The 24,217-nt window shown below is 54.7% G+C and carries 19 protein-coding genes and 1 tRNA gene; 11 read left to right on the forward strand and 9 right to left on the reverse strand.

All coding sequences use genetic code 11. The features are described 5' to 3' along the window. The first annotated feature begins 20 nt into the window (after window positions 1-20). From KTJ90_RS06105 to ompC, 5 genes are all read left to right on the forward strand, one after another. Window positions 21-1,955 carry an Ig-like domain-containing protein gene (locus tag KTJ90_RS06105; protein WP_499026023.1) on the forward strand — a complete coding sequence of 645 codons (1,935 nt, stop codon included), beginning with the start codon at window positions 21-23 and terminating at the stop codon, window positions 1,953-1,955. Window positions 1,956-2,258: 303 nt separating this feature from the next. Next, window positions 2,259-3,614 carry a TolC family outer membrane protein gene (locus tag KTJ90_RS06110; RefSeq protein WP_003854194.1) on the forward strand — a complete coding sequence of 452 codons (1,356 nt, stop codon included), beginning with the start codon at window positions 2,259-2,261 and terminating at the stop codon, window positions 3,612-3,614. A 16-nt stretch (window positions 3,615-3,630) separates the two neighbouring features. Then, a complete protein-coding gene (locus KTJ90_RS06115) occupies window positions 3,631-5,775 on the forward strand; it encodes a type I secretion system permease/ATPase (RefSeq protein WP_003854193.1) in 2,145 nt (714 codons plus the stop codon). After that, on the forward strand, window positions 5,772-6,941 hold the full coding sequence (locus KTJ90_RS06120) for a beta-barrel domain-containing protein (protein ID WP_003854190.1): 1,170 nt from the start codon (window positions 5,772-5,774) through the stop codon (window positions 6,939-6,941). The genes KTJ90_RS06115 and KTJ90_RS06120 overlap by 4 nt, the downstream gene beginning before the upstream one ends. Before the next feature lie 599 nt (window positions 6,942-7,540). Next, the gene (gene ompC, locus KTJ90_RS06125) at window positions 7,541-8,653 is read left to right on the forward strand and encodes a porin OmpC (protein ID WP_003854188.1); all 1,113 of its coding nucleotides are present in this window, start codon (window positions 7,541-7,543) and stop codon (window positions 8,651-8,653) included. A gap of 361 nt (window positions 8,654-9,014) precedes the next feature. Here ompC and KTJ90_RS06130 read toward each other — a convergent pair whose 3' ends face one another. Continuing rightward, entirely contained in the window at window positions 9,015-9,125 is a 111-nt protein-coding gene (locus KTJ90_RS06130; protein WP_008926126.1) for a hypothetical protein, read from the reverse strand. Between the two features lie 168 nt (window positions 9,126-9,293). Between KTJ90_RS06130 and apbE the strand changes: the two genes are divergently transcribed. The 3 genes from apbE (at window position 9,294) to KTJ90_RS06145 (ending at window position 12,733) form a co-directional block, all read left to right on the forward strand. Then, complete coding sequence (apbE, locus tag KTJ90_RS06135; protein WP_003854184.1) at window positions 9,294-10,343, forward strand: FAD:protein FMN transferase ApbE; 1,050 nt, start codon at window positions 9,294-9,296, stop codon at window positions 10,341-10,343. After that, window positions 10,343-10,984: a DNA oxidative demethylase AlkB gene (gene alkB / locus KTJ90_RS06140; RefSeq protein ID WP_003854182.1), complete on the forward strand. Its 642-nt coding sequence runs from the start codon at window positions 10,343-10,345 to the stop codon at window positions 10,982-10,984. The genes apbE and alkB overlap by 1 nt, the downstream gene beginning before the upstream one ends. A gap of 96 nt (window positions 10,985-11,080) precedes the next feature. Continuing rightward, window positions 11,081-12,733, forward strand: a complete 1,653-nt coding sequence (locus KTJ90_RS06145) for a multidrug ABC transporter permease/ATP-binding protein (RefSeq protein ID WP_499026024.1) — start codon at window positions 11,081-11,083, stop codon at window positions 12,731-12,733. A 229-nt stretch (window positions 12,734-12,962) separates the two neighbouring features. On the opposite strand, the gene KTJ90_RS06150 is transcribed toward KTJ90_RS06145, so the two are convergent. The 6 genes from KTJ90_RS06150 to KTJ90_RS06175 form a co-directional block, all read right to left on the reverse strand. Further along, window positions 12,963-14,627: a carboxylesterase family protein gene (locus tag KTJ90_RS06150; protein WP_154926636.1), complete on the reverse strand. Its 1,665-nt coding sequence runs from the start codon at window positions 14,625-14,627 to the stop codon at window positions 12,963-12,965. 254 nt (window positions 14,628-14,881) lie between these two features. Next, window positions 14,882-15,598: a 4'-phosphopantetheinyl transferase family protein gene (locus KTJ90_RS06155; protein WP_286864145.1), complete on the reverse strand. Its 717-nt coding sequence runs from the start codon at window positions 15,596-15,598 to the stop codon at window positions 14,882-14,884. Between the two features lie 68 nt (window positions 15,599-15,666). Then, window positions 15,667-15,870, reverse strand: coding sequence for a hypothetical protein (locus KTJ90_RS06160; protein WP_003854174.1), 204 nt, complete (start codon window positions 15,868-15,870; stop codon window positions 15,667-15,669). A gap of 449 nt (window positions 15,871-16,319) precedes the next feature. Next, a tRNA-Pro gene (locus KTJ90_RS06165) sits at window positions 16,320-16,396 on the reverse strand. 73 nt (window positions 16,397-16,469) lie between these two features. Beyond that, complete coding sequence (gene yejM, locus KTJ90_RS06170) at window positions 16,470-18,224, reverse strand: LPS biosynthesis-modulating metalloenzyme YejM (protein WP_003854173.1); 1,755 nt, start codon at window positions 18,222-18,224, stop codon at window positions 16,470-16,472. Window positions 18,225-18,246: 22 nt separating this feature from the next. Beyond that, a complete protein-coding gene (locus KTJ90_RS06175) occupies window positions 18,247-18,474 on the reverse strand; it encodes a YejL family protein (protein ID WP_010248348.1) in 228 nt (75 codons plus the stop codon). Window positions 18,475-18,632: 158 nt separating this feature from the next. Here KTJ90_RS06175 and yejK point away from each other — a divergent pair, with 158 nt between their 5' ends. Next, window positions 18,633-19,637: a nucleoid-associated protein YejK gene (gene yejK / locus KTJ90_RS06180; protein WP_033743236.1), complete on the forward strand. Its 1,005-nt coding sequence runs from the start codon at window positions 18,633-18,635 to the stop codon at window positions 19,635-19,637. Window positions 19,638-19,757: 120 nt separating this feature from the next. Here yejK and rplY read toward each other — a convergent pair whose 3' ends face one another. Then, window positions 19,758-20,042 carry a 50S ribosomal protein L25 gene (gene rplY / locus KTJ90_RS06185; RefSeq protein ID WP_003854168.1) on the reverse strand — a complete coding sequence of 95 codons (285 nt, stop codon included), beginning with the start codon at window positions 20,040-20,042 and terminating at the stop codon, window positions 19,758-19,760. 176 nt (window positions 20,043-20,218) lie between these two features. Continuing rightward, on the reverse strand, window positions 20,219-21,973 hold the full coding sequence (gene radD / locus KTJ90_RS06190) for a DNA repair helicase RadD (protein WP_008926122.1): 1,755 nt from the start codon (window positions 21,971-21,973) through the stop codon (window positions 20,219-20,221). Between the two features lie 155 nt (window positions 21,974-22,128). Here radD and rsuA point away from each other — a divergent pair, with 155 nt between their 5' ends. Then, window positions 22,129-22,848, forward strand: a complete 720-nt coding sequence (gene rsuA / locus KTJ90_RS06195; protein ID WP_003854163.1) for a 16S rRNA pseudouridine(516) synthase RsuA — start codon at window positions 22,129-22,131, stop codon at window positions 22,846-22,848. 49 nt (window positions 22,849-22,897) lie between these two features. Continuing rightward, window positions 22,898-24,094 (forward strand): Bcr/CflA family multidrug efflux MFS transporter, encoded by a 1,197-nt coding sequence (locus tag KTJ90_RS06200; RefSeq protein WP_008926121.1) that lies wholly within the window; start codon window positions 22,898-22,900, stop codon window positions 24,092-24,094. Window positions 24,095-24,217: the final 123 nt, after the last annotated feature.

Consider the following 24,217-nt stretch of genomic DNA (forward strand, 5'->3'; position numbering starts at 1 on the left):
GTTCTGAACTGAGGTTACCTATGTCAACACGTGATACGTTTCGTTCTGTCCGGCTTGAATCCATTTTCCAGACGGCAGTCAGCGACTTTGCCGTTACCGACAGCACGCTGCCAGCCATCGTGCCACTTCCCCTGCAAAGCCTGAGCCTTCCGGTGGCTACGCAAAGCCTGAACCTGCCAATCAGCACTTTCTCCACGGAATCGCTGCATAGCAGCCCGGTTAATGACAATACGCTGTCCACGGTGAAGAGTTCATCTCCCCCGGCACTACGGCCTTACGAACCCATCGCCATGGACGGCGTTATCGCCAGCTGGGAAGCGCATAAGCCAGTACATCTGCGGGGGCGTGCTGAAGGTGAAGCGGGTTCAACAGTGACACTGACTTTTAACGACCAGAGCTGGCACAGTACGGTCAATAAGTGGGGCTACTGGAACGCCTCTATGCCCGCTGAGGCGCTAAAAGGGGTGCCGGATGGCAATCACAGCCTGCAACTGATCCTCATTAATAAAGCGGGCCACAGTACCACTACCGACGTCGATTTTGGTCTCTATGCTGATCGCACCATCAAACCGACACTGACTGTGGATACGGTCAGTGGTGACAACGCGGTGAGTATTGCCGAGAGCATTTATGGTGTTGAGATTAGCGGCAGCGCAACACACCTGCCGGTGGGGTCAGTGCTGAAACTAACGCTGGGCACGCAAACCACCACCGCGCACATGGAAAGTGACGGCAAATGGTACGGTTCTTTTGCTGAAAGTGATTTAACCGCGCTGCCGGATGGCGTTTACAGCCTCAACGTCACGGCGACCGATCCCAACGGAAAAACGGCAACTGACTCTCACGATTTGACACTGATCACTCATCAGAGCAGCCTGCCACAGATAACCTTCGATAAGATTACTGCGGACGATGTGATTAACCTTGCGGAAAGCCAGCAGGATCTGCTGCTGAGCGGCATGCTGACCACCGTCATGCCGGGCCATCAGCTGGTTATCAGCGGCGCCAACGGAAAAGATTATAACGCCACCCTGGGCCAGGAAGGGCACTGGCAGGTGATCATCCCGGCAGCGGAGGTGAACGCCTTTATCAGCGCCGGGGAAATCCGTGCCTGGTCCATTGATGGGGCAAAAAACTACACCGACGTCACCCATGAACTGAATATCCACACGGATTTACAGCAGGTCTACACCGAAATGGATATCGGTGGTGACATGATCCTCAACTATCAGGAAGCGCAGCACGATCTGAGCTTCTATATTGAGGGCTGCAGAACACTGGAAATCAATGGGATAACCTACCAGCCTGACGCAAAAGGCATGGTCACGATGACCTCCAGCGAGCTTATGGCGCTGCCGGATGGTCCGGTCACCGCCACTTTCCATCGCCAGGATGACTATGGCAACAGCGATACCCAAAGCTGGGACACGCTATTTACCGTTGCCGTACATCAGCGGCCAACCCTGACGCTGGACATCGCCTTTGACGACAACAAAATCGATGCTGCCGATGTGAACAGCTGGCATCTGATTCAGGGCAGCTCCAGCAATCTGCAACCGGGAAGCCAGGTGGAATTAACGCTGGGCGATCAGCATTACAGCGCCAGTGTCAAAGCGGATGGTGGCTGGTCCCTGACCATTCTGGCCGGACAACTGGCTCCACTGGATGAGGGGGAATATCCGATGACGGTCAGCGCCAAAGACAGCGCCGGTAATATCGCGACGGCCAGCCAGACGGTGCAGGTGGCATCGCATACCGAAACGGCGAGCCTGACAGAGGGGCAGACGCTGGATCACCTGCTGGAAACCGTTAGTCAGACTCAGCAGGCAGAGACCGGGCATGTGGCACAGGCATCTGTTGCTGTCCTCCCTCAGGAGAGCCATCTCTTCTCAGATGTGCCTTATACGCTTGCCGATCACCTGTTGCAGCATCCGGCAGCACAGCCGATAGTGTGACGCTAAATCATTAGTAAAAGTACTGACTTCCGGGCAGGTCTGTTAAGCCTGTCTGGAGTGCTCAGGCGTGGCTGGGTGGTTAATTTTCATTCATTCAGGCGGAATATTAAAGATTTCATCACTATTTAACAGGAATAAGTACAGAATATGATCTAATAATGTTAATAGTTATTTAGTGTCTCTGATGTTAATCATAAATAAAATAATGCAATAACTCTGTCAGGATCTGATCGTCATCCCTTTTGCTCGCTTTGTTCACCAGGAAAAACATCATGATGATAAAACCCCCTGTTGGTATGGATAATGAACAAAGCGCAGTTAACTTTTTTATTGTGCGCCCTGAGCGGCGTGTCAGTGAATGCGGTCTTTTCCGCACCCTTACCCAAAGCAGAATTTAACTGGCGCGCAGCGCCGACCGAAGAACAGATTGCCAGCTTAACGCTGCGCGACGCCATTCTCCGGGCCTTCGCCCGTAATCCGAAAATCTCGGAAGCGGCGGCACAGATCCACGTTGGCGAGGGCGATCTTGATGCCGCCCGCAGCGCCTGGTATCCGCAGATTTCACTACAGGGTGCGGCGGGCCGCTCCCATCAGACTGACTCCGCCGGGAGCCTCAACAACAATGGCTCCGGCGGTATCACGCTTAGCCAGCTGCTCTACGACTTTGGGCGTACCGGCAGCGCCATCGATGAACAGCATGCACTGTCAGAGGCTTATCGCTTCGGCCTGTTCGACTCCATGACCACCGTGGCGGAAGATACGCTGCAGGCCTACCTCGAAGTCAAACGCTACCAGGCGCTGGCAGACATCGCGCACACTAATATCGCTTCACTGCAGCGGGTGCGGGATATCGCGAAACTGCGCGCCGATGCGGGGCTCAACTCACAGTCAGACGTGCTGCAGGCGGAAACCCGCATCGCCGCAATGCAAGCCACGCTTGAGCAGTATCGCGCCCAGCTGCGCTCCGCTACCGCCCAACTCACTGTACTGACCGGCGTGGTGCCCGCCACACTGCCAGAACTGCCCCAGGCACTCCTGAAACAGCAGATCACCCTCGACAAAATTGCCTATGAAAGCAGCGCGGCGGTGCGCAGCGCACAGTCTAAACAGGAGGCCGCCCGTGAACGGGTACGCCAGGCACAGTCCGGTCACTGGCCAACCATCAAAGTGCAGGCGGGCCGGACCCGCTATGAAAACGATCGCCAGTCTTACTGGGATGATGAAGTGCAGCTGCAGGTGGAAGCGCCGCTCTATCAGGGTGGCATGGTCAATGCCAAAACTGAATCAGCGGAGGGCGACCGTGAGGCAGCGCAGGCTGCAGTGCAGCAAGCCAAACTTGCCATTAATCAGAACGCCTCAACCGCCTATGCCGACATGATTGGCGCGCAGCAACGGCAGGCTGCCGGGGAAGTGCAGCTGGCCAGCGCCGACCATACCCGCAATGTCTATGCCGATGAATATCGTCTGAGCAAGCGCAGCCTGAACGATCTGCTGAGTGTAGAACAGGATGTGTTTCAGGCTGACAGCTCACGTATCACCGCGCTCTACGATGGCTGGGACGCCACCGTACGCTATGCCGCCGCAGTAGACAATCTGCTCGATATCATGGGTATCGATCGCCAGCAAAGCAGCGGCGATCTCCTTCCTTCGCTGCAATAGCGATAAGGCAAAAATCATGAGTACGTTAACCCTGAATACCGATAACTGGATTGCCGCCATGCTGCGCGTCGCCGCGCGATTCGGTAAGCCTGCCGATGGCAAAACCCTGCGTCAGCAGATGCGCTGGTTTGAACATCTGCCGGTGTCACAGCAGCTGGAGCGGCTCTCCGGCCTGCTGGGACTGCATCTGACCATGGTGCCGCAGAACAAACTGCGCTGGCGTCAGGAGATCACGCCGGTGGTGCTGGTGCTGGAAAATGCCAGCGTAGCGGTGCTGGAGAATATCGATGCGGACGGCAGCGCGCGTTACTGGCTCAGTGAAGGCGGCGATGTGGTGCGTGAAAGCGCCTTATCGGAGCTGCTGACACGTGCTCAGGGCGATGTTGGCGTGATTGGGGTGGCGGCGCGTGGCCGTGATGCGCGCATCGACGAATTCATTCAGCCTTATGAGCCACACTGGTTCTGGAAAAACTTTCGCGGCATGGGGCGTCGTATCACCGAGATCTCACTGGCGTCGGTGATCGGTAATGTGCTGGCACTGGCCGGAATTCTCTTTTCGATGCAGGTCTACGATCGGGTGATTCCGGCGCAGTCACAGTCCACGCTGTGGGTGCTGTTTGTCGGGGTACTGATCGCTGCGGCGATTGAATATCTTATCCGGCTGATGCGAACCCAGGTCTCAGATTTAATGGGTAAACGCATCGACCTGAAAGTTTCCGCCATGCTGTTTGCCCGGGCGATGAGCATCCGTAATGAGGCGCGGCCGAAATCCACCGGCTCATTTATCTCGCAGCTGCGTGAGATCGACCAGGTGCGCGAGTTGCTGACCTCGACCACGGTTGGTGCCGCGGCCGATCTGCCGTTTGTTATCCTGTTCCTGTTCATCATGTCGTTTATAGGCGGCTGGCTGGTGCTGATTCCGCTGGCGGCGATCCCGCTGATCGTCATTCCGGGTCTGCTGGTTCAGATTCCCATGGCGCGGCTGGCTAAAGAGGGGCTGCGTGAGGGCGCGCTGCGTAATGCCGTGCTGGTGGAGACCATTGAAGGCATTGAGGATATCAAGGCGCTTCAGGCCGAACCCTATTTCCAGCGTCAGTGGGAGCAGACGCATGAAGTCAGCGCCGCGATCAGCAATCAGCAGCGATTGTGGGGCGCGCGCCTTACCGGCTGGGCATCGACGGTGCAGCAGCTCACCTATGCAGGGATGCTGGTGTTTGGGGTTTACCTGGTGCTCGATTCACACATCACCACCGGTACGCTGGTCGCCTGTAGCCTGCTCTCATCCCGCACTATCGCTCCACTGATGCAGCTGACCATGGTCTTCTCACGCTGGCAGCACGCCAAAATGGCGATGAAAGGGCTGGATGAGTTGCTGAAAAAGCCGCTCGATCAACCTGAAGCCGCCACGCTGGCGCACTGTCCGACGCTCACCGGCCAGTACGATCTGCGCAATGTGCATTACAGCTATGACGAAGATAATGAAAAAAATGTGCTCAACGTGCAGCAGCTGCAGATCAAGCCCGGCGAGAAGATTGCCATTCTGGGTAAGGTCGGGGCAGGGAAGTCGACCTTGCTGAAGATTCTTGCCGGTCAGGCACAGGCCAGTCAGGGCAAGGTGATTGTTGATGGTGTCGATATTGAGCGTATCGATCCCACTGATTTACGCCGTCAGCTCGGGTGGCTGTCGCATGACTCTCGCCTCTTCTTTGGCACGCTGCGGCAGAACCTGATGCTGGGCAATCCCCATGCCAGCGAACAGGAGATGCTGCAGGCACTGCGTATCAGCGGCGCACTGTCGCTGATCCAGCAGGACGCCGCCAGCCTGGATCGTATTATCAATGAAGGCGGTCGCGGGCTCTCTGGCGGGCAACGTCAGATGGTGATGCTGAGCCGATTGATCCTGCGTCAGCCGCAGGTGGTGCTGCTGGATGAACCCACTGCGGCAATGGATGAACAGCTGGAGGAGCATGTGATTCGTCAGCTGCAGGGCTGGATCAGCGGCCGGACGCTGGTGCTGGTGACGCACCGTCCGGCACTGCTGAAAATGGTCGATCGTATTGTGGTGATGGATAACGGGCGCATTGTCGCTGATGGTCCGCGCGACGAGATCCTGCGCCGCGCGACTGCACCTGCTACGGCAGGTAAAGGAGATGTGGCATGAGTCTGGTGATTGTTGATAAAGATCTTGCCCGTCATGAGCGCCGGACATCAGCGATTATCTGGCTCTGCACCGCCGCGCTGGCGATATTTCTGATCTGGGCGCACTTTGCCATTCTGGATGAGGTCACAGTGGGCATCGGTAAAGTGACGCCCTCCAGCCGCGCGCAGGTGATCGACAGCCTGGATGGCGGCATCGTCAAACAGCTTAATGTGCATGAAGGTGACATTGTTGAGAAAGGGCAGGTGCTGGCGACCCTCGATCCAACGCGCTTTCAGTCAAATTTCGGTGAAGCGCAGGCTAAAGTGCGCACGCTGCGTGCCTCGTCCGAGCGGCTGGAAGCGGAGCTGTCGGGCACGCCGCTGAAGTTCAGTGCCGAAACGCTGAAGGAGCCGAATCTGGTTACGCGCGAGCGGCAGCTCTATGAGTCGCGACGTCGTAATCTCACTGAAACCATCAGTAACCTGCAGCAGTCGCTGAAACTGGTGCAGGATGAGCTGCGGCTCACCGAACCGCTGGTGGCGAAAGGCGCGGCAGGGCAGGTTGAGGTGATCCGTCTGCGTCGTCAGGTCAGCGATCTACGTGGCAAAATCGACGAAGCGCGCAATGACTATCTGGTGCGCGCTCACGAAGAGCAGGTGAAAAACAATGCGGAACTGGATGCGCAGTTGCAGGTTGCCGCAGGCAAAGAGGATCAGCTGACGCGCGCGACGCTCTACTCGCCGGTGCGCGGCATCGTCAAAGATATTCAGGTCACCACGGTGGGTGGTGTACTGGAACCGGGCGGTAAACTGATGGAAATTGTGCCGCTGGAGGATCAACTGCTGATTGAGACGCGTATCAATCCACGCGATATCGCCTGGATTCGGCCCGGACTGGCCGCCACCGTGAAAGTCACCGCCTATGACTCCTCTATTTATGGCGATCTGCACGGCGAAGTGGAAACGGTGTCGCCAGACACGCTGCAGGATGAGGTGAAACGTGATCAATATTATTATCGTGTCTACGTTCGTACCCAGAAAGCCGAGCTGACCAACCGCGCTGGCCGAAAATTCCCGATTGTGCCCGGAATGGTGGCCAATGTGGAGATTAAAACCGGTCAGAAATCCGTCATGGATTACCTGATTAAACCACTGAATAAAGTCAAAGAATCGCTGCGCGAGCGCTGAAAATGCGGTCCAGCTGAGAGGCTTATTTGCTTAATTACGGTGATAAATTAACATGGCGGATATTCAGACTATCCGGGCACAAAGTGTGCGCAATTTAACAAACTGTGCGGAAGCAGAGTGAAGTTAATTTAACCACGTTAAAAATGTTTACGAAGATATAGTGCGACGGCGAATGACAGGCAAAAAAAATGCCGGACAGATTGTCCGGCGGGAAATAATAAGTTGTACATCTCATTCGGGGAGAATGAAGGTAATAATGGAATAAATGATGATAGCGGGGTCTATTCTATTACCAGATGTCGTATAAGTTTTATCATTCAGTGCTTCAGAATGCTCTGATGTAAACTGTTGATAACAAAGATATCGGAAGGGGTGTATCAATTTGTGCGGTTTTTTTTACCGATCTGTGCTGGTTATTAGTTCCCCGCTATTTACATTATGAAATAACTGTTTCGATGGATGAAACAGTTTTGGAAATTTAGTAGCATTTTCCTGGTGGATTATTACCCGCTATAAAACAACAATGACCTGCCGGCTGAATTTTTAATCATTCAGTTAGCAGTGGCAAATTATAAAGGCATATAACAGAGGGTAATAAAATGAAACGTCGCGTTCTCTCCCTGATGATTCCTGCACTGCTGGTTGCAGCAGGATCAGCAAACGCAGCTGAAATCTATAATAAAGACGGCAACAAATTAGATCTCTTCGGTAAAGTTGACGGCCTGCACTACTTCTCTGACAACAGCAGTTCCGACGGCGACCAGTCATACGTTCGCTTCGGCTTCAAAGGCGAAACAGAAATCAGCAATCAGCTGACCGGTTACGGCCAGTGGGAATACCAGGCAGCACTAAACAACTCTGAAGACCAGGGGACAGCAGACAGCTTTACCCGTGTTGGGTTCGCCGGTGTGAAATTTGGTGATGCGGGATCCTTCGACTATGGTCGTAACTACGGCGTAGCCTATGACATCGGCGCATGGACTGACGTGCTGCCTGAGTTCGGCGGCGATACCTATGGCGCGGATAACTTCATGTATCAGCGCGGTAACGGCATGGCGACCTACCGTAACAACAATTTCTTCGGTCTGGTGGATGGCTGGAACTTCGCAGTCCAGTATCAGGGCAAGAATGGCAACAGCAGCGAGTCACCGAATGGCCGTGACGTGCTGGGCCAGAACGGCGACGGCTGGGGTCTGAGCACGACCTATGATCTGGGTTCAGGCTTCGGCATTGGTGCGGCAACCTTCCAGTCTGACCGTACCAACGACCAGAACAGCGAAACATCAGGTATCCTCGGCCATGGCGATAAAGCGGCAGTGTATACTGGCGGTCTGAAATATGACGCGAACAACGTCTATCTGGCAGCGATGTACTCACGCTCGTTCAACGCAACCCGCTTCGGCAGCACCGACTCTTCAGCGTTTGGTTATGCGGATAAAGCGGATAACTGGGAACTGGTTGCGCAGTATCAATTCGACTTTGGTCTGCGTCCATCTCTGGCGTACGTGACCTCACGCGGCACCGATGTTCAGAACTGGGGCACACAGAATCTGAAAAAATATATCGATGTTGGCGCGACGTATTACTTCAACAAAAACATGTCTACCTATGTTGATTACCAGATCAACCTGCTGGACGACAACGCCTTCACCGACGCGGCCGGTATCAATACCGACGACGTGGTGGGTGTAGGCCTGGTTTACCAGTTCTAAGTGATATGGGAGCGCAGTTACGGCTGCGCTCCTGCGTTATCTTCCGGGCTAAACGCGTCAGCCTTTGGCCACTTCGTTGCTTCCGGCGCCGTTGTTTCTGATGACATAACGCTGCCAAACCGCGCGCCTTCAAATGCCACGCCTGCCAGAGTGAAAGCAGAAAAGCTCAACCAGTGATGCCATGCTGACTGCCACTTCTGTGAATTTTTCATTCTGCACCTCTCAGAGATAAACACTGTTTCAACAGTGCAGAATTCATGCCAGCTTTACCGCTCTCACAGCCACAGGCGTTACGCCCGTTTTGATACACTTGCCGCGCACGTCAGGGAGCGATTGCCCCAATCAGGTGCAGTTAAGCCCGTTACTGGCGCGGCCGGGAAGGGGTCATGTGACGATGACGACGCTGTTCGACAACTTTATAACTGCCGTAAACAAACAGACCCAGGGCAACGACCAGAATCGCATAGATCATCTGTAGCTCCTTACTTTGATTAATGTTAATCCCCTGTCGCGAGGCGGGATCAGGATAGATGACCGGGGAATGCTCTCGTGATTCAGTGAAATATTCAACTCTATTTAAGCGAATTTACCCAAACTTTATGCTTTGTAGTGGCTATTCATAAAGTGTTACAGGCGAGGAATGATGAGTTATAAGATTAATCTGCTGTTTATGTCGATTTTAATTCTGACGGCGGCGGGCTGTGATCAATCAGCACCGACAACAGCGATGGTGCTGGAAGGAAAAACCATGGGCACCGTCTGGCGGGTGAGCCTGGCGGGTGTTGAGAGTAAGCGTAAAGCGGCCTTACAGCAGCGGATTCAGCAGCAGCTGGACGCGGATGATGCTGAGCTCTCCACCTGGAAGCCGGACTCTGCGTTATCGCGCTTTAACCAGAGCCGTGACCTGTCACCGCAGCCGGTGAGTGAAAACATGGCGGACATTGTCACGACCTCGCTGCGGATTGGCCGTAAAACCGGCGGGGCGATGGACATTACCGTCGGTCCACTGGTTAATTTATGGGGCTTTGGCCCGACGAAACAGCCCATCCATACACCGGATGTAGCCCAAATTGCCGCCGCCCGTGCGCAGACCGGATTGCAGCATCTGAGAGTGCTGCAGGGTGCGGATGGACAATGGTTGCAGAAAGATTTGCCAGAGCTCTATGTCGATCTCTCGACGGTGGGTGAGGGCTTTGCCACCGATCATCTGGCACGGCTGATGGAGCAGCTCGGTATCAACAACTATCTGGTGTCAGTCGGCGGTGCCGTGCTGAGCCGGGGTCTTAATGCGCAACAGCAGCCGTGGCGGGTGGCGATCCAGAAACCCACCGATCAGGAGAATGCGGTTCAGGCACGCGTGAGTCTGCAGGGACACGGTATCAGTACATCCGGCAGTTATCGCAACTATTATGAACTGGACGGCAAGCGCATTTCTCATGTGATCGATCCCGTTACCGGACGACCCATTGAGCATAAACTGGTTTCTGCCACGGTGATTGCCACCACGGCGCTGGAAGCCGATGGCTGGGACACCGGACTGATGGTGCTCGGCACCGAGAAAGCCAAAGCGCTGGCAATTGAACAGCATCTGGCGGTCTATCTGATCAGCAAGCAGGGCGATAAATTTGTCAGCTGGATGTCGCCGCAGTTTGCTGCTTTTCTGATTCCCGCTGAATCCGGAGAACCCTGATGTTAGATCTTTTTAGTGAAGAGCAACCCTGGCAGGAGCCGCTGGCGGAGGGGGCCGTGATCCTGCGGCGCCGCGCACGTGATGACGCAGAGGCGCTGTATCAGCAGATACTGGCGATTGCGGATCAGAACCCCTTTGCCCATCGCATTACGCCGGGTGGCCATCGCATGTCGGTGGCGATGACCAACTGCGGCGATTTTGGCTGGTCGGTGGATTCACGCGGCTACAATTATCAGCAGCAGGATAACCTCAATGGCCGCAAATGGCCGCCCATGCCACCGCTGTTTCGCGAGCTGGCGCAGCAGGCCGCGGCGGAGGCGGGCTTTCCTGGCTTTAATCCGGATGCCTGTCTGCTTAATCGCTATGAACCGGGTGCGAAGCTGACGCTGCATCAGGATAAAGATGAGAAAGACCTGCACCAGCCCATCGTTTCGGTGTCGCTGGGTCTGCCGGCCGTGTTTCAGTTCGGTGGCTTCGAACGGGGCGACAGCACCCAGCGTGTGCTGCTTGAGCATGGTGATATTGTGGTGTGGGGCGGGCCGTCGCGCCTGCGTTACCACGGCATTTTGCCGCTTAAGCCAGGCGTGCATCCGCTGGCCGGCGCCTGGCGTTATAACCTGACATTTCGTCGCGCCTTTTAACCCACTACGGCAGTCACGGCGTGGTGAGAATAACTATTGCTATCATTTGGCATCCCATTAAACTGCAGGCTGTTTTTTAGCTGATGGATTGCCTGCATGACGTTGTTAAGCGTTGTTTTTCGCCAGTTTCGCTGGCCTTTTATCGGGGTCATTGCCCTGACGTTGTTAAGCGCCGTGCTGGGTATCGGCATGATCGCCTTTATCAACCGCGAAATGATTGTCGCCATCAACACCTCATTCGCGGTGCTGCCGCAGTTCCTGTTGCAGCTGGTGGTGCTGATGGCGGTGACGCTGGCTTCGCAGCTGGCACTGACGATGCTCGGGCATCAGTTTGTCTGGCGACTGCGTGGCGAGTTCATCAAGCGAATCCTTGATAGCCGGGTTGAACGCATCGAGCAACTCGGCAGTGCACAACTGCTGGCGGGACTGACCAGCGACGTGCGAGCAATTACGCTGGCTTTTGTGCGTCTGCCGGAGCTGTTTCAGGGCGTAATCATTACCCTCGGCTCAGCCATCTATCTCGCGTGGCTGTCACCAAAAATGCTGCTGGTGACCAGTCTCTGGCTGGGTGTGACGCTGGTGGGCGGCTGGATGCTGGTCTCGCGGGTTTACCAGCACATGGCAAAGTTGCGCGAAATCGAAGACAACCTCTATCGTGATTACCAGACGGTGATTGAGGGGCGTAAAGAGTTACAGCTTAACCGCTCACGTGCGCAACAGGTCTATGACACGGTTTATCAGGATGATGCCCGCGCCTGGCGTCACCATATTGTGCGTGCCGATACTTATCATCTGAGTGCGGTCAACTGGTCAAATATCATGACCCTGGGCGCTATCGGCATGGTCTTTTTCATGGCTAACAGCCTGGGCTGGGCCAATACTGCTGTGGCCGCGACTTTCTCCCTGACGCTGCTGTTCTTACGCACGCCGCTGCTTTCTGCAGTGGGCGCGTTACCCACGTTGCTCAGCGCCCAGGTCGCATTCCGTAAGCTCAACGCCTTTGACCTCGCGCCTTATCAGGCAGGGTTTCACGCGCCATCGGCGTCGTCAGACTGGCAAACTCTGGAGCTGCGCGACGTCTCTTTTCACTATGGTGACAACGGCTTCCAGGTCGGGCCGATTAACCTGACGCTGCGCCGGGGCGAACTGGTGTTTCTGATTGGTGGCAACGGCAGCGGAAAATCGACGCTGGCGATGCTGCTGACCGGGCTGTATCAACCGCAGTCCGGCACGCTGCTGCTGGATGGTAAAGCGATCACGGCAGACGAGCTGGATGTCTGGCGCAGTCAGTTCTCCGCGGTCTTTACCGACCTGCATCTGTTTGACCGGTTAATCGGGCGGGAAGGCGTTACCGCCAATCCGGCGCTGGTGCAGCAGTGGCTGGAAAGGCTGAAGATGCAGGACAAGCTGAAGATTGAAGGCAATAAAGTGCTCAATCTGCGGCTCTCAAAAGGACAGAGTAAGCGACTGGCGTTGTTGCTGGCGGTGGCAGAAGAACGCGATGTGCTGCTACTGGATGAGTGGGCGGCAGATCAGGACCCACATTTCCGACGCATCTTCTATCGTGAGCTGCTGCCGTGGTTGCAGCAGGCGGGTAAAACGGTGTTTGCTATCAGCCATGACGATCACTACTTCATTCATGCCGACCGGCTGCTGGAGATGCGCGAAGGCCAGTTGACGGAGCTGACCGGTAATGAACGCGACCTCGCCACGCTCGACTCGGTTAAACGCACCGATACCGGGCTTTGACGGCAGATGGCACACTCAGCAGTTAGCGCGTTAAGTTCCGTGCAGGTCGCTGAACACGGTGTTAACACTTCTGTAAGCGTCAGCAGCAGGCAGCCGTGCTGACTGAACAATCCGTTGGCAGGTGTGCCTCATACGCAGTAAATCACAGATAACAGCCCTGTACGGCAGGTCATCTGCAGTGAAGTCGATCCGTTAAAGTTTGCCTCCTGCCAGCGCAGGAGGCCGCGGATTAGTGGGCGAAATGTTGATCAAGCGGTGCGCTGAACCAGCGATTGTTCAGCACGTTTTTGATAACACTCTTTTTGTCTGCCGCTGACAGGGCGTTGTCCTGTTCAATGCGGGTGAGAATATCGTTATAGCTATAAGTCTTATTGCTCATGTAGATAATGGCTTTCTGCTTGTTAGCATCCATCACCAGCAGCGATTCCCCCGCTGCGGCATTTTCCGGTGTCCATTTCTTCCATTCCGGCAGGGTCTGATCGTTGGGTGACCCTGTTGCCAGGAAGTTTTTAATGTAGGAATTAAAAGATTCACCTAATGCCTGAGAGCCTTTTAGCTTCAGCGCATCCTGCGTAAATTCAGCATACTTATTTTTATCCCAAAAAGGCATAAACACGCCGTGGAAAGAACCGATGGCCGATAGTTTATCACCTGTGACAAACGCATCCGTGCCATAACGGAACTCCATCCCATACAGCGGCGCGTTATAATTTTTATACATGCGCTCAGCAGACTGGTTAACATTAAACAGGCTATATAGCAGCCCGCCATAATAATTTGCAAAGGTGTATTTATTCAGCAGCGCGGTATCATTTTTAAGCGAACCGTCTTTCACCTGTGTTGCAAACAGTGGGTCGTTACGGGCGAAGAAAGAAAACTCCTGTTGTCCTGTGGCCATGATGGCGGGGACGGCATTATAATTTTTGGTCTCAAATCCATCCTTCGGGATCACCACACCATCGCGGTAGAGATGCGGGAATTGATTCATGCGAATTCCCGCATCGCCAAAAAGCATTGCCAGATCTGCTGCCGGAAGCTGATAGAGAAAATGACGAACCTCTGGTGAGCCCGACAGGAGCCAGCTTTTCGCTGCGCTGGCATCCGGTTTAATGCCCTGTTTAACGACCAGAGGCGCTATTCTTTGCGCGAAGATGCTTTCCGCTTCATGTTTGTCAGAGGTGGTCATGCCACCACTGAAAACAATGGCTTTGTTGAACGTATTTTTAAAAAGGGGCGATATAAGCATCGCCATCACGTCTCTGCCACCCGCTGAAAATCCGGAAACGGTAATATTATTTCTGTCACCACCAAAAGCCGAAATATTGTCTTTGATCCACGCCAGCGATTGTTTGATGTCGAGTAAGCTGTAATTCCCGGAGTCATCCAGCGGGTTGCCATCGTTCAGCGCTTTCAATGGATTAAAGCCGAGTGCGCCAAGACGGTAGTTTACGGTGACAATCACGGCATTGTATTTTTCAGCGATAAACGCCGGCGCGAACTCAGTGGAACTGCCCAGCTGATTATTGCCACCATGAATATAGACCAGCACCGGAAGCGGTGTGCTGCTCTCTGTCGGGCGATAGATATTGAGATTCAGGCAATCCTCATCACCTTTGGCTCCGTCCGGGGAAACCTGGATACAGTCTGTCGCGGGCCGGGTCGCATCGAAAACGGTTTGCCATGCGTCAGGGGAAATCGGTTTTTTCCAGCGCAGTTCCCCGACCGGTGCTTTTGCATAAGGAATACCGGTCCAGGACAGCGTGTTTTGATGCTCTGCGCCTTTGACTTTGCCTGACTGCGTCGTAATTTCAGGGGAGATCGTTTGTGCAGTGGCTGATGAGGCAAGCAAAAAGAGTAAAAAGGTCGGGGACAATCTGAACAGAGAATTTTTCATGCGTACCTTGTTCCAGGGAAATATTTCTTATACCTGAAGTTCCGTAATACCCACTCATGTCTGGTTCACAAAACAGCACAAATCCAGCCATTATCGCGTGTTACTCTTTTTTGGTGGTGAAATATGCCTGTGGCTGGCGGAACGCATCGCCCCTGTTGTGCCTCTGCTTATTGTGAATTCTGATTTAGTGGTTGTCGCAAATCACAAGGTGACAGGCCAGGAAAAAACATACTGGCGTTCTGTTTAGAACGCTTTTAAAGCCGATGCATAATCAGCGTGATCACCTGATTATCGCGCCACATAAACTCCGCCTCCAGTAACGTCCCCATCGCAAAACAGCCACCGAAGTCCTGAGCCAGTTGCAGCGTCGCGCGCTGCTGCGCGAAATCTACCGACACCAGTGCAGCATCCAGAAAATCCATCGGCTGATGCAGTTGTGGCCACAGCGCTTTATAAAGGCTCTCTTTGAGAGAGAAGAGCAGCGTCGCGGCAGTGCTGAAGGAGACGGGCAGCGTCTGCAACAGTTGCTGTTCCTGCGCATTCATCAACAACTCTGCCGTTTCCTGCGCCGTCGTCTCTGACATCAACTGCTCAACATCGACGCCAACCGCACAGCGTTGCCGGGTTGCCGCTACCACGACGACACCGGCACTGTGCGACAGCGACGCCTGAACGCCAGCGGGCCAGCAGGGGGAGCGATCGGATGCGTTGGTCAGGATGAAATCAGCAATGCCCAGCTCTGTCATTACCGACCGGACCAGTAAACGGCTGGCGAGGTATTCAGCACGCCGTTTAGTGACAGCCTGCTGCAGTCGGGCGGGTAAGGGAATACCCCATTCGACAGCCAGCACGTCATGATACTTTTGCGGTTCAAAGCGACTCACCGCCAGCAAATAATCGCTGTGGTTCAGGTGGCTGGAAAGAATAAAGCCGCCTGGAACAGGCGGCAGCGGCAGGTCGGGATAGCGCATGCGAAACCATTTAAGCCAAAAAGGCATTAAATCAGGCACGATGCATCAGGGCAAGCAGCCCGCCGTAATCAGTCGTTGGGAGGAATGGCAAAACTCTTCAGAGAAACAACAAAATGGTGGTGACCCCTGCTGATGCGTGCACCCCGGTCGCACCAGTGGCTCGCCAGACGAAAGAAGTCGTCGCTACCAATGTCATACGCCAGTTCCACTTTGCTAATGCCTGAATGCAGTAAAGCTTCCGCATCTTTCAGGCTTTTCGCTTTGATCGCCATAAAAATTATCCGTCAATTTCTGGGGAGTTTAGAGTAGGCAATTTTTGTGACATTTTTGTTTCAGTTTGATGAAAAGACGCGACTGATGGCCGATTTTGTGAGGCAGATCAGTTTTGGGCGCCCGCGTTAACCTGCTGATTGTAAGAGAAATGTTAACTGCTTCAGCGGACAATTCTGAATGTTAAGCCGGAGAGTGGGCAGAGATAACAGAAACAGAAAGGCCGCGTCATACGCGGCCCTGTGGGTTACTTCTGGTCTGGCGGGGAAGGTTGCTTATCGCCGGACTCGGGTGCTTCGGATGGATCATCTTTTTCGATTAATGTCATGAACTCTCCTCTTGTTACCCACACGCTATTAAGTATAGAACGCTTTGCAGGAGATGTGATGAAAGTTATGTTTTGATGACAGAAACGAAAAAAGCAGCCTTTTGGGCTGCTTTTCAGGGAATTTGGTCGGCACGAGAGGATTTGAACCTCCGACCCCGGACACCCCATGACCGTGCGCTACCAGGCTGCGCTACGTGCCGAACACTGGAGGATTAGTCTACTGGTTATCGTCATGAATGCAAGATACCTGCCGACTATTTGCCTGATAATTAATCAGTTAGCGATAAACCGCTTCTCCTCGGTCAGGACCTGCAACAGCAACGCCAGCTCTGGCTTGTGATCTTTCAGCGCGTTGCCCTGTGCATCATAAGCGCGATAGCTGCCGTTGTTGTTGAGCACCAGCGTCACCTGCGGCGTGGTAATCACCAGCTTATTCTCTTCACTGCTCGCCACCCAGTCATGACGGCGACGTGCAGCAAACAAATCTTCACCCTGTGAATAGTTCACCGGATTGGTCCGCACATGCAGCAGTCGCTGCATCAGCGTTGCCATTACATCCTGATGATCAGAGAGGCGATCAACAGTTTGCGCCGGTGTATCAGGCCAGTGAATCACCAGTGGCACCTGCAGCGTCTGACGGTTTCCGGCGCTGTCAGGATCGCCATCCAGTGCCAGACCACGCTGCGCCGTAATCACTACGACGGTGTTCTTCAGCAAATCACGCGCCTGCAGGCTGCTTAGCACGGCGCTAATCTGTTCATCAACAGCAGGTGCCTGACGGAGATAACTGCGCTGACGCGCTTTGCTGTTGTCGCCGGTGACATCAGGCCCGTTCAGAGCAATCCATGAGAACCACGGCGCCTGCGAAGCTTTCTGTTTCTCCAGCCAGTTCTGCCATTGCGCCACGGTGCTGGCGTTGGGCTGGCTGGTTGTCGCAGGCAGTGAATAGTCGGTCAGCAGCGCCTGACGGTAGAGCGGCGGATTAAAGCCTTCCGAGGAGAACAGGCCAAACTGATAACCCTGAGTACTCAGTGCCCCCAGCAGTGCCGACGGTGTTCGTGATGCCAGAATACCGTTCATGTAACTGGAGGAGATGCCATAGAACAGGCCAAACAACCCTTTCTCAGGTGTATCACCGGCGCTGTAGTGCTGGGTAAAACGCACGTTTTCGCTGGCGAACTGATTAAGCTGCGGCAGCGCTTTGGCAAGCGTAGCATTGTTCAGACCATCAACAGTCAGCACCAGCAGGTTGTTACGGGTGCCAGCATCGCGGAAGGTGATATCGCTCAGCGGATACTCTACCGCCACCGCTTCCGGATCGCCCTGCTGAATCAACCGGCGCTGATACTCCTGCGCATCCAGCAGACCGTGACGTTCAAGGAAGCGACGGGCCGTCATCGGATAGGAGAGCGGCAGATTGGCGCGCTGCATGGTAATCGGGCGATAGAAGTTGGCATCGGCCCAGATATACATCAGGTGGCTGGCAAAGAAGGCGCTGATAAACAGAGCGGCGACAGGTTTACCAAACGAGCGGCGATTCAGGCTACGCAGCTTCTGCCAGCTCCAGGTCGCAAACAGCATCTCGACCAGGAATATCAGCGGCACGCTGATAAACATCAGTTGCCAGTCGCGCGCCATCTCGCTCTGGTCGGGGTTAATGACCAGCTCCCACACCACAGGATTAAGGTGCAGGTGGAAACGGCTGAACACTGCACTGTCGACCATTATCAGCGTCAGTCCGGCAGTGGCGACCACCGCGGATAACACCCGCATCAGCCGTTGCGACATCACCACAAAGGTCAGCGGGAAGATAATCAGCAGATAGGCAGCGAAAACGACAAAACTAAAGTGGCCAACCCAGCTGGTATAGGCGTAGATGCGCCCCGCCAGCGAAGAAGGCCAGTCGGCGACCAACAGGTAGCGACTGCCTAAAATCAGCGCGAATAAGATGTTAAACAGAGCAAACCAGTGCCCCCAACTGATCATCTGGGAGACTTTTTCGCGGTAGCGCTGCCGGTTGGTTACCATATTATGAAATCAAATCAGCCAATTAATGGGCGTTATCGTCACGCACTGATGCCTGAAGGGCATCGGCGAAAGAACGTGCCAGTGAACGACGTTGCGCCGGAGCGACATCGCTGTTAATTAAGTTGGTCACCATATTTCCCAGAACCATCAGGGAGAGATCGGTGGGGGCCTTGTCCTTGTGCAGGATTTGGGCCATTTCCGCGAGGAGTTGTTCCACGCGTTCGTCACTGTAACGGGATGATTGTGCCATATCGTCGTCTAAGCTCATTTCAAAAGGCGATATATTACCGGAATAGCGCACTTTTTACCGCAATTTTATCGAAAGTAGTACGTTCGCTTCACGCATAGAGTTGAAAGCCGATGCTGGCGGTGTTTGAATACGCGCCTGTGCTAAAAGGAGAGTCTACCATGAGTCTGGATATCGACCAGATTGCCCTGCATCAGTTAATCAAACGCGATGAAAACCAGCTTGAACTGGCGCTGCGCGATTCACTGCTGCCTGCCACCAACACGGTTAACGCGATGGTGGAGGAGTTACACCGGGTTTACAGCGCAAAAAGCAAAGCCTATGGCCTGTTCAATGCAGAAAGTGAACTGGCAGAAGCGCTGCGTAATTGTCGTAAGGGCAACGATGATTTTCTCGCTTTTAGCCGCGCTGCAACAGGTCGTCTGCGCGACGAGCTGGCCAAATATCCGTTCGCTGAAGGCGGCGTGGTGCTGTTTATTCACTATCGCTATCTGGCGGTGGAATATCTGCTGATTGCGGTGCTGAACAGCCAGTCCAGTATGCGCGTCAATGAGCAGATGGATATCAGCAGCACCCACTATCTCGACATCAATCATGCGGATATCGTGGCGCGAATTGATTTAACCGAATGGGAAACCAACCCGGAATCGACCCGTTACCTGACCTTCCTGCGCGGCCGCGTCGGACGTAAAGTGGCTGACTTCTTTATGGACTTCCTGGGTGCCGAAGTGGGATTAGACACGAAGGCGCAGAACCGCGGTCTGTTGCAGGCCGTTGATGATTACTGCAACGAATCAGAACTGGATAAGCAGGAACGGCAGAACTATCGCCAGCAGGTTTACAGCTACTGCAACGAACAGTTGCAGGCGGGCGAGGAAATTGCACTGGAAGATCTGTCGAGCGAGCTGCCACCACTGGGCGAAAAAACCTTCCAGGCCTTTACCCAGGAGCAGGGCTACGAGCTGGAAGAGAGCTTCCCGGCGGATCGCAGTACGCTGCGTCAGCTGACGAAGTTTGCCGGCAGCGGCGGGGGACTGACCCTGAATTTTGATGCGATGTTACTGGGCGAGCGCATTTTCTGGGATCCGGCCACGGACACCCTGACGATTAAGGGCACACCACCCAATCTGCGGGACCAGCTTCAGCGCCGTACCAGCAGCAAATAAAAAAAGCCGGGCTTAGCCCGGCTTCTGTTCTCTGACACGTCGATTATCTCGGTGTATCAGGGACAAAATAAAAGGGCCGGTTTCTCAACCGGCCCTTTTACATTTCAACGTAATTCGCGATTAAGCGCGAACGAAGTCGATGTGGAACAGTTTTGGCTTGAACGGGTGACGCTGAACAGCCTGAACTTTCACTTTAGTTTCTTTGCCGTCAACTGACAGGGTCAGAACTTCGTCGTAGAAACCTGGCTTAGATTGCAGGTTCATTACTGAGTCGTGATCCAGATCGATGGCAACAGCCGCTTCAGAACCACCGTAGATGATGGCCGGGAAACGGTTTGCTGTACGCAGGCGGCGGCTCGCACCCTTACCCTGCTCTTTACGTTCTACTGCATTGATAGTGAGCATTAATATATCTCTTTATTTAAATCCTGCTACAGGCGACCCAGTAACAGGCAGGTTATTCAATACCGCTGATGCACATGCAAAAGCGGGCGGCAGTATAGCCGTTATGCCGGGTGGTAGCAAACGATATACCCGCTCGCCGGGTTCAGCATCCGGTCAGCCCTCGCTGGCATCACCTGTTAACGCAGCTCATTGGCGCGGCGATAGCGGCCCTGATAATCGAACATTTTCTCGCGGATCTGCCAGAACTGGCCTTTGGCCCGTGCGACGACAAAATCGGGATGACGTAGCAGCGGCTGGAGTGCCAGGACGTCAGCGGCGGTCTGCCAGCCCAGCGGCACGCCGGGGGCGCGCTGATGGGGACGCATAAAGAGCTGTTCAAACGCCTTACGCTGGGCCGGCGTCTGCAGACGAAAGCGTTCGCTGACGCTGGTGCCTTCCTCATCAAAATAGGTCGCTTTCAGCCATTCCCCTTTGGCGTCATGGCCCTGTTCCAGCGTCATGCCGCCACAGCGCAGCACCAGTGCGTCTTTCAGTTTCAGCGCCGCTTTCAGCATATCGTCCGGATCGACCAGAATTTTGTCGCACTGGTGACAACGTCGGGCGGCAATATCATTCTCTGCGCCGCAGTCGGGACAACTTTTAAACCGGAAGCGGAAATCACACTGTTCGCGCTCACCTTCGTCATCTTCCAGTACGCCCTGACAGCGTCGGCCAAAATGCTCGATCACCATGCCATCTTCGGTCGCCTTGCCCCAGAAGGTGTTGGCGAAACCGCAGGCGGGACAGAAAACCTGAACCGGCTGATTGTCGCTGGCCCCTTTGGGGGCGCCAACTTCGGGCGTAAAGAGATCGTGCGGATTACCCGCGTAATCAAGGATCAGGCAGTCGGTTTTACCCGGTGAGAGCCGCAGGCCGCGTCCGACGATCTGCTGATAGAGGCTGACCGACTCGGTCGGACGCAGGATTGCGATCAGGTCAACGTGCGGCGCATCAAACCCGGTGGTCAGCACCGCCACATTCACCAGGAATTTCAGTTGCTGCGCCTTAAACGCCAGAATCAGGGCATCGCGCTCTCTGGCAGGCGTTTCGGCCGAGACCAGCGCGCTGTTTTCTGGCAGCAGTCGCAGGATTTCACGCGCATGCTCCACCGTCGAGGCGAAAATCATCACGCCCAGCCGATCTTCAGCGAACTCCACGATCTGGCGAATGATATGGGGCGTCACGCGCTGCTGCTGCTTCAGTTCACGGTTCAGATCGGCTTCGCTGAACAGGCCGTTGGACTGTGCCGTGAGACGGCTGAAGTCATACTGCACCACCGGCATATCCAGTCGTTCCGGCGGCACCAGAAACTGATGCTTGATCATGTAGCGCAGGGGCAGTTCATAGATACAGTCGCGAAACAGCGATTTTTCATCGCCACGCACCATGCCGTGATAATGGAACTGATAAATCCAGCCTTTACCCAGACGGAACGGCGTAGCGGTCAGTCCCAGTAAACGCAACTGAGGATTGTGCTGACGCAGATGATTAAAGATCTGCTGATACTGACTCTCTTTATCATCGCCAATGCGGTGACACTCATCGACAATCACCAGCGAGAAGGCGCTGTCGAACTGGTCGAGGTTACGCGCCACTGACTGCACGCTGCCAAACACCACTTTGCGCTGACTCTCTTTGCGCTGAAGTCCGGCAGCAAAGATATCCGCCTCCAGCCCGTAGGCCTGATATTTACTGTGGTTCTGCGCCACCAGCTCTTTGACGTGCGCCAGCACCAGCACCCGGCCACGGGCCAGCCGGGCCAGCTCGGCAATCACCAGGCTCTTTCCGGCACCGGTTGGCAGCACAATGACGGCAGGTTCCTGATGGCGACGGAAATGCGCCACGGTGGCATTCACCGCATCCTGTTGATAGGGGCGTAAGGTAAAAGACATGTTGCTCACTTTTGTATAACTGGCGGCAATTATGCCATGAAAGTGCGGTAAACGCGCTGTCAGGCTGGCGCGGATCACGTTATACTTCCCGCACATTTTCAACGGTTAACCAGGCCGTTTCAGATTCCCTCCGCAGTAACAGGCAAAACGAATTCATGCGACTCGACAAATTCATCTCTCAGCAACTGGAAATCAGCCGCGCCATCGCTCATCGCGAGATCCGTGGCCAGCGTGTCACCGTTAACGGGGAAGTTGTCCGCGATACCGCGTTCAAACTGCTGCCCGACCACGAAGTCGTCTATGACGGCAACGTACTGCAGATGCAGACCGGTCCCCGCTACTTTATGCTGAACAAACCGCAGGGTTACGTCTGCTCAACCGACGATCCCGATCATCCCACCATCATCTATTTCATCGAAGAGCCGATGTCATTCAAACTGCATGCGGCAGGGCGTCTGGATATCGACACCACCGGACTGGTTCTGCTGACAGATGATGGCCAGTGGTCACACCGCATTACCTCGCCACGTCATCACTGCGAGAAAACCTATCGGGTGACACTGGAATCGCCGATCAGTGACGATACGGCCGCACAGTTTACAGCGGGCGTGCAGCTGCACAATGAGAAGAGCCTGACGAAACCGGCACAGCTGGAGGTGATTACCCCCACAGATGTGCGGCTGACACTGAGCGAAGGTCGTTACCACCAGGTGAAACGGATGTTTGCAGCCGTCGGCAATCGGGTCATTGAGCTGCATCGTGAACGCATCGGTGACATCGTGCTGGACGAGGATCTGGAACCGGGCGAATACCGTGCGCTGACAGAAGACGAGATCGCCAGTATTGGTCTGCCGAAAGAGCTGCAGACAAAATAACCGGGCGGACCAGGCGGCCCGACCCAGACTCATTTGTGCAGGAGAAGGTGTGCGTAAGGAAAAGAACTCGCCAACAGGACTGGTCGTCATCCTCGGTCTGTTAGCCATGCTGATGCCGTTGTCGATTGACATGTATCTGCCTGCCATGCCGCAGATTGCGCGTGAGTTCGGGGTGTCAGCCGGTAGCGTGCAGATGTCGCTTAACCTCTACATCCTTGGCTTCGCGATTGGCCAGCTTATCTATGGGCCGCTGGCAGACAGCTATGGGCGTAAGCCGGTAATTGCACTCGGCACGCTGATCTTTGCCTGCGCCGCTGCGGCCTGTGCACTGTCACAGACCATCGATCAGCTGATTCTGATGCGCTTCCTGCACGGACTTTCTGCCGCCGCAGCCAGTGTGGTGATCAACGCGCTGATGCGTGACAGTTACTCGAAAGAGGACTTCTCGCGCATGATGTCCTTTGTGATGCTGATTACCACCATCGCGCCGCTGCTGGCGCCGATCATCGGTGGCTGGCTGCTGGTGCTCTGGAGCTGGCACGCAATTTTCTGGGCGCTCGCGGGTGCGGCATTAGTGACCACTGTGCTGGTAACCACACAAATCCGCGAAACCCTGAAGCCGGAGCAGCGACAGCGTTTTCATCTGCGCACCACGCTCGGCAACTTCGTGACGCTGTTTCGCCACAAACGGGCGTTCAGTTACATGCTGTCGAGCGGCTTCTCCTTTGCCGGGCTCTTTACTTTTCTCAATGCCGGCCCCTTTGTTTACATTGAGCTGAATCACGTCTCACCGCAAAACTTTGGCTACTACTTTGGTCTCAACGTGGTGTTTCTGTTTGTCCTGACGCTGATTAACAGCCGTGCCGTGCGCCGCTTTGGCCCGGTGGCGATGTTCCGGCTGGGGCTGCTGATACAGTTCTGCATGGGCATCTGGTTGCTGGTTGTCAGCGCCTTCAGCCTCGGCTTTTTGCCGCTGGTGATGGGAATCGCGATGTTTATCGGCTGCGTGTCGATGGTCTCATCGAATGCGATGGCGGTGATCCTGGATGAGTTTCCGCATATGGCCGGAACGGCATCCTCTCTGGCGGGCACGCTGCGTTTTGGCGTGGGTGCTTTTGTCGGTGCACTGCTGTCGCTGGTGAGTTTCAACAGCGCCTGGCCGATGGTCGGCACAATTGCCCTGTGCGCGACAATTTCTCTGCTGCTCTTCTTCTACGCTTCACGTCCCCGCACTGCGACCCGTTAACCGGGCGCAGTGGTTTCTTCCCCGATTGTCCGCAGTGATGCACATCCCGACGGTTTTGTTTCTTTATTGTGAAAATTTTTAGTTAAAAAAGTAATCATAATGCGTCTAAAATGATTGTTAACG

The sequence above is a fragment of the Pantoea jilinensis genome, assembly GCF_019104105.1.
Lineage (GTDB): Bacteria > Pseudomonadota > Gammaproteobacteria > Enterobacterales > Enterobacteriaceae > Pantoea > Pantoea eucalypti.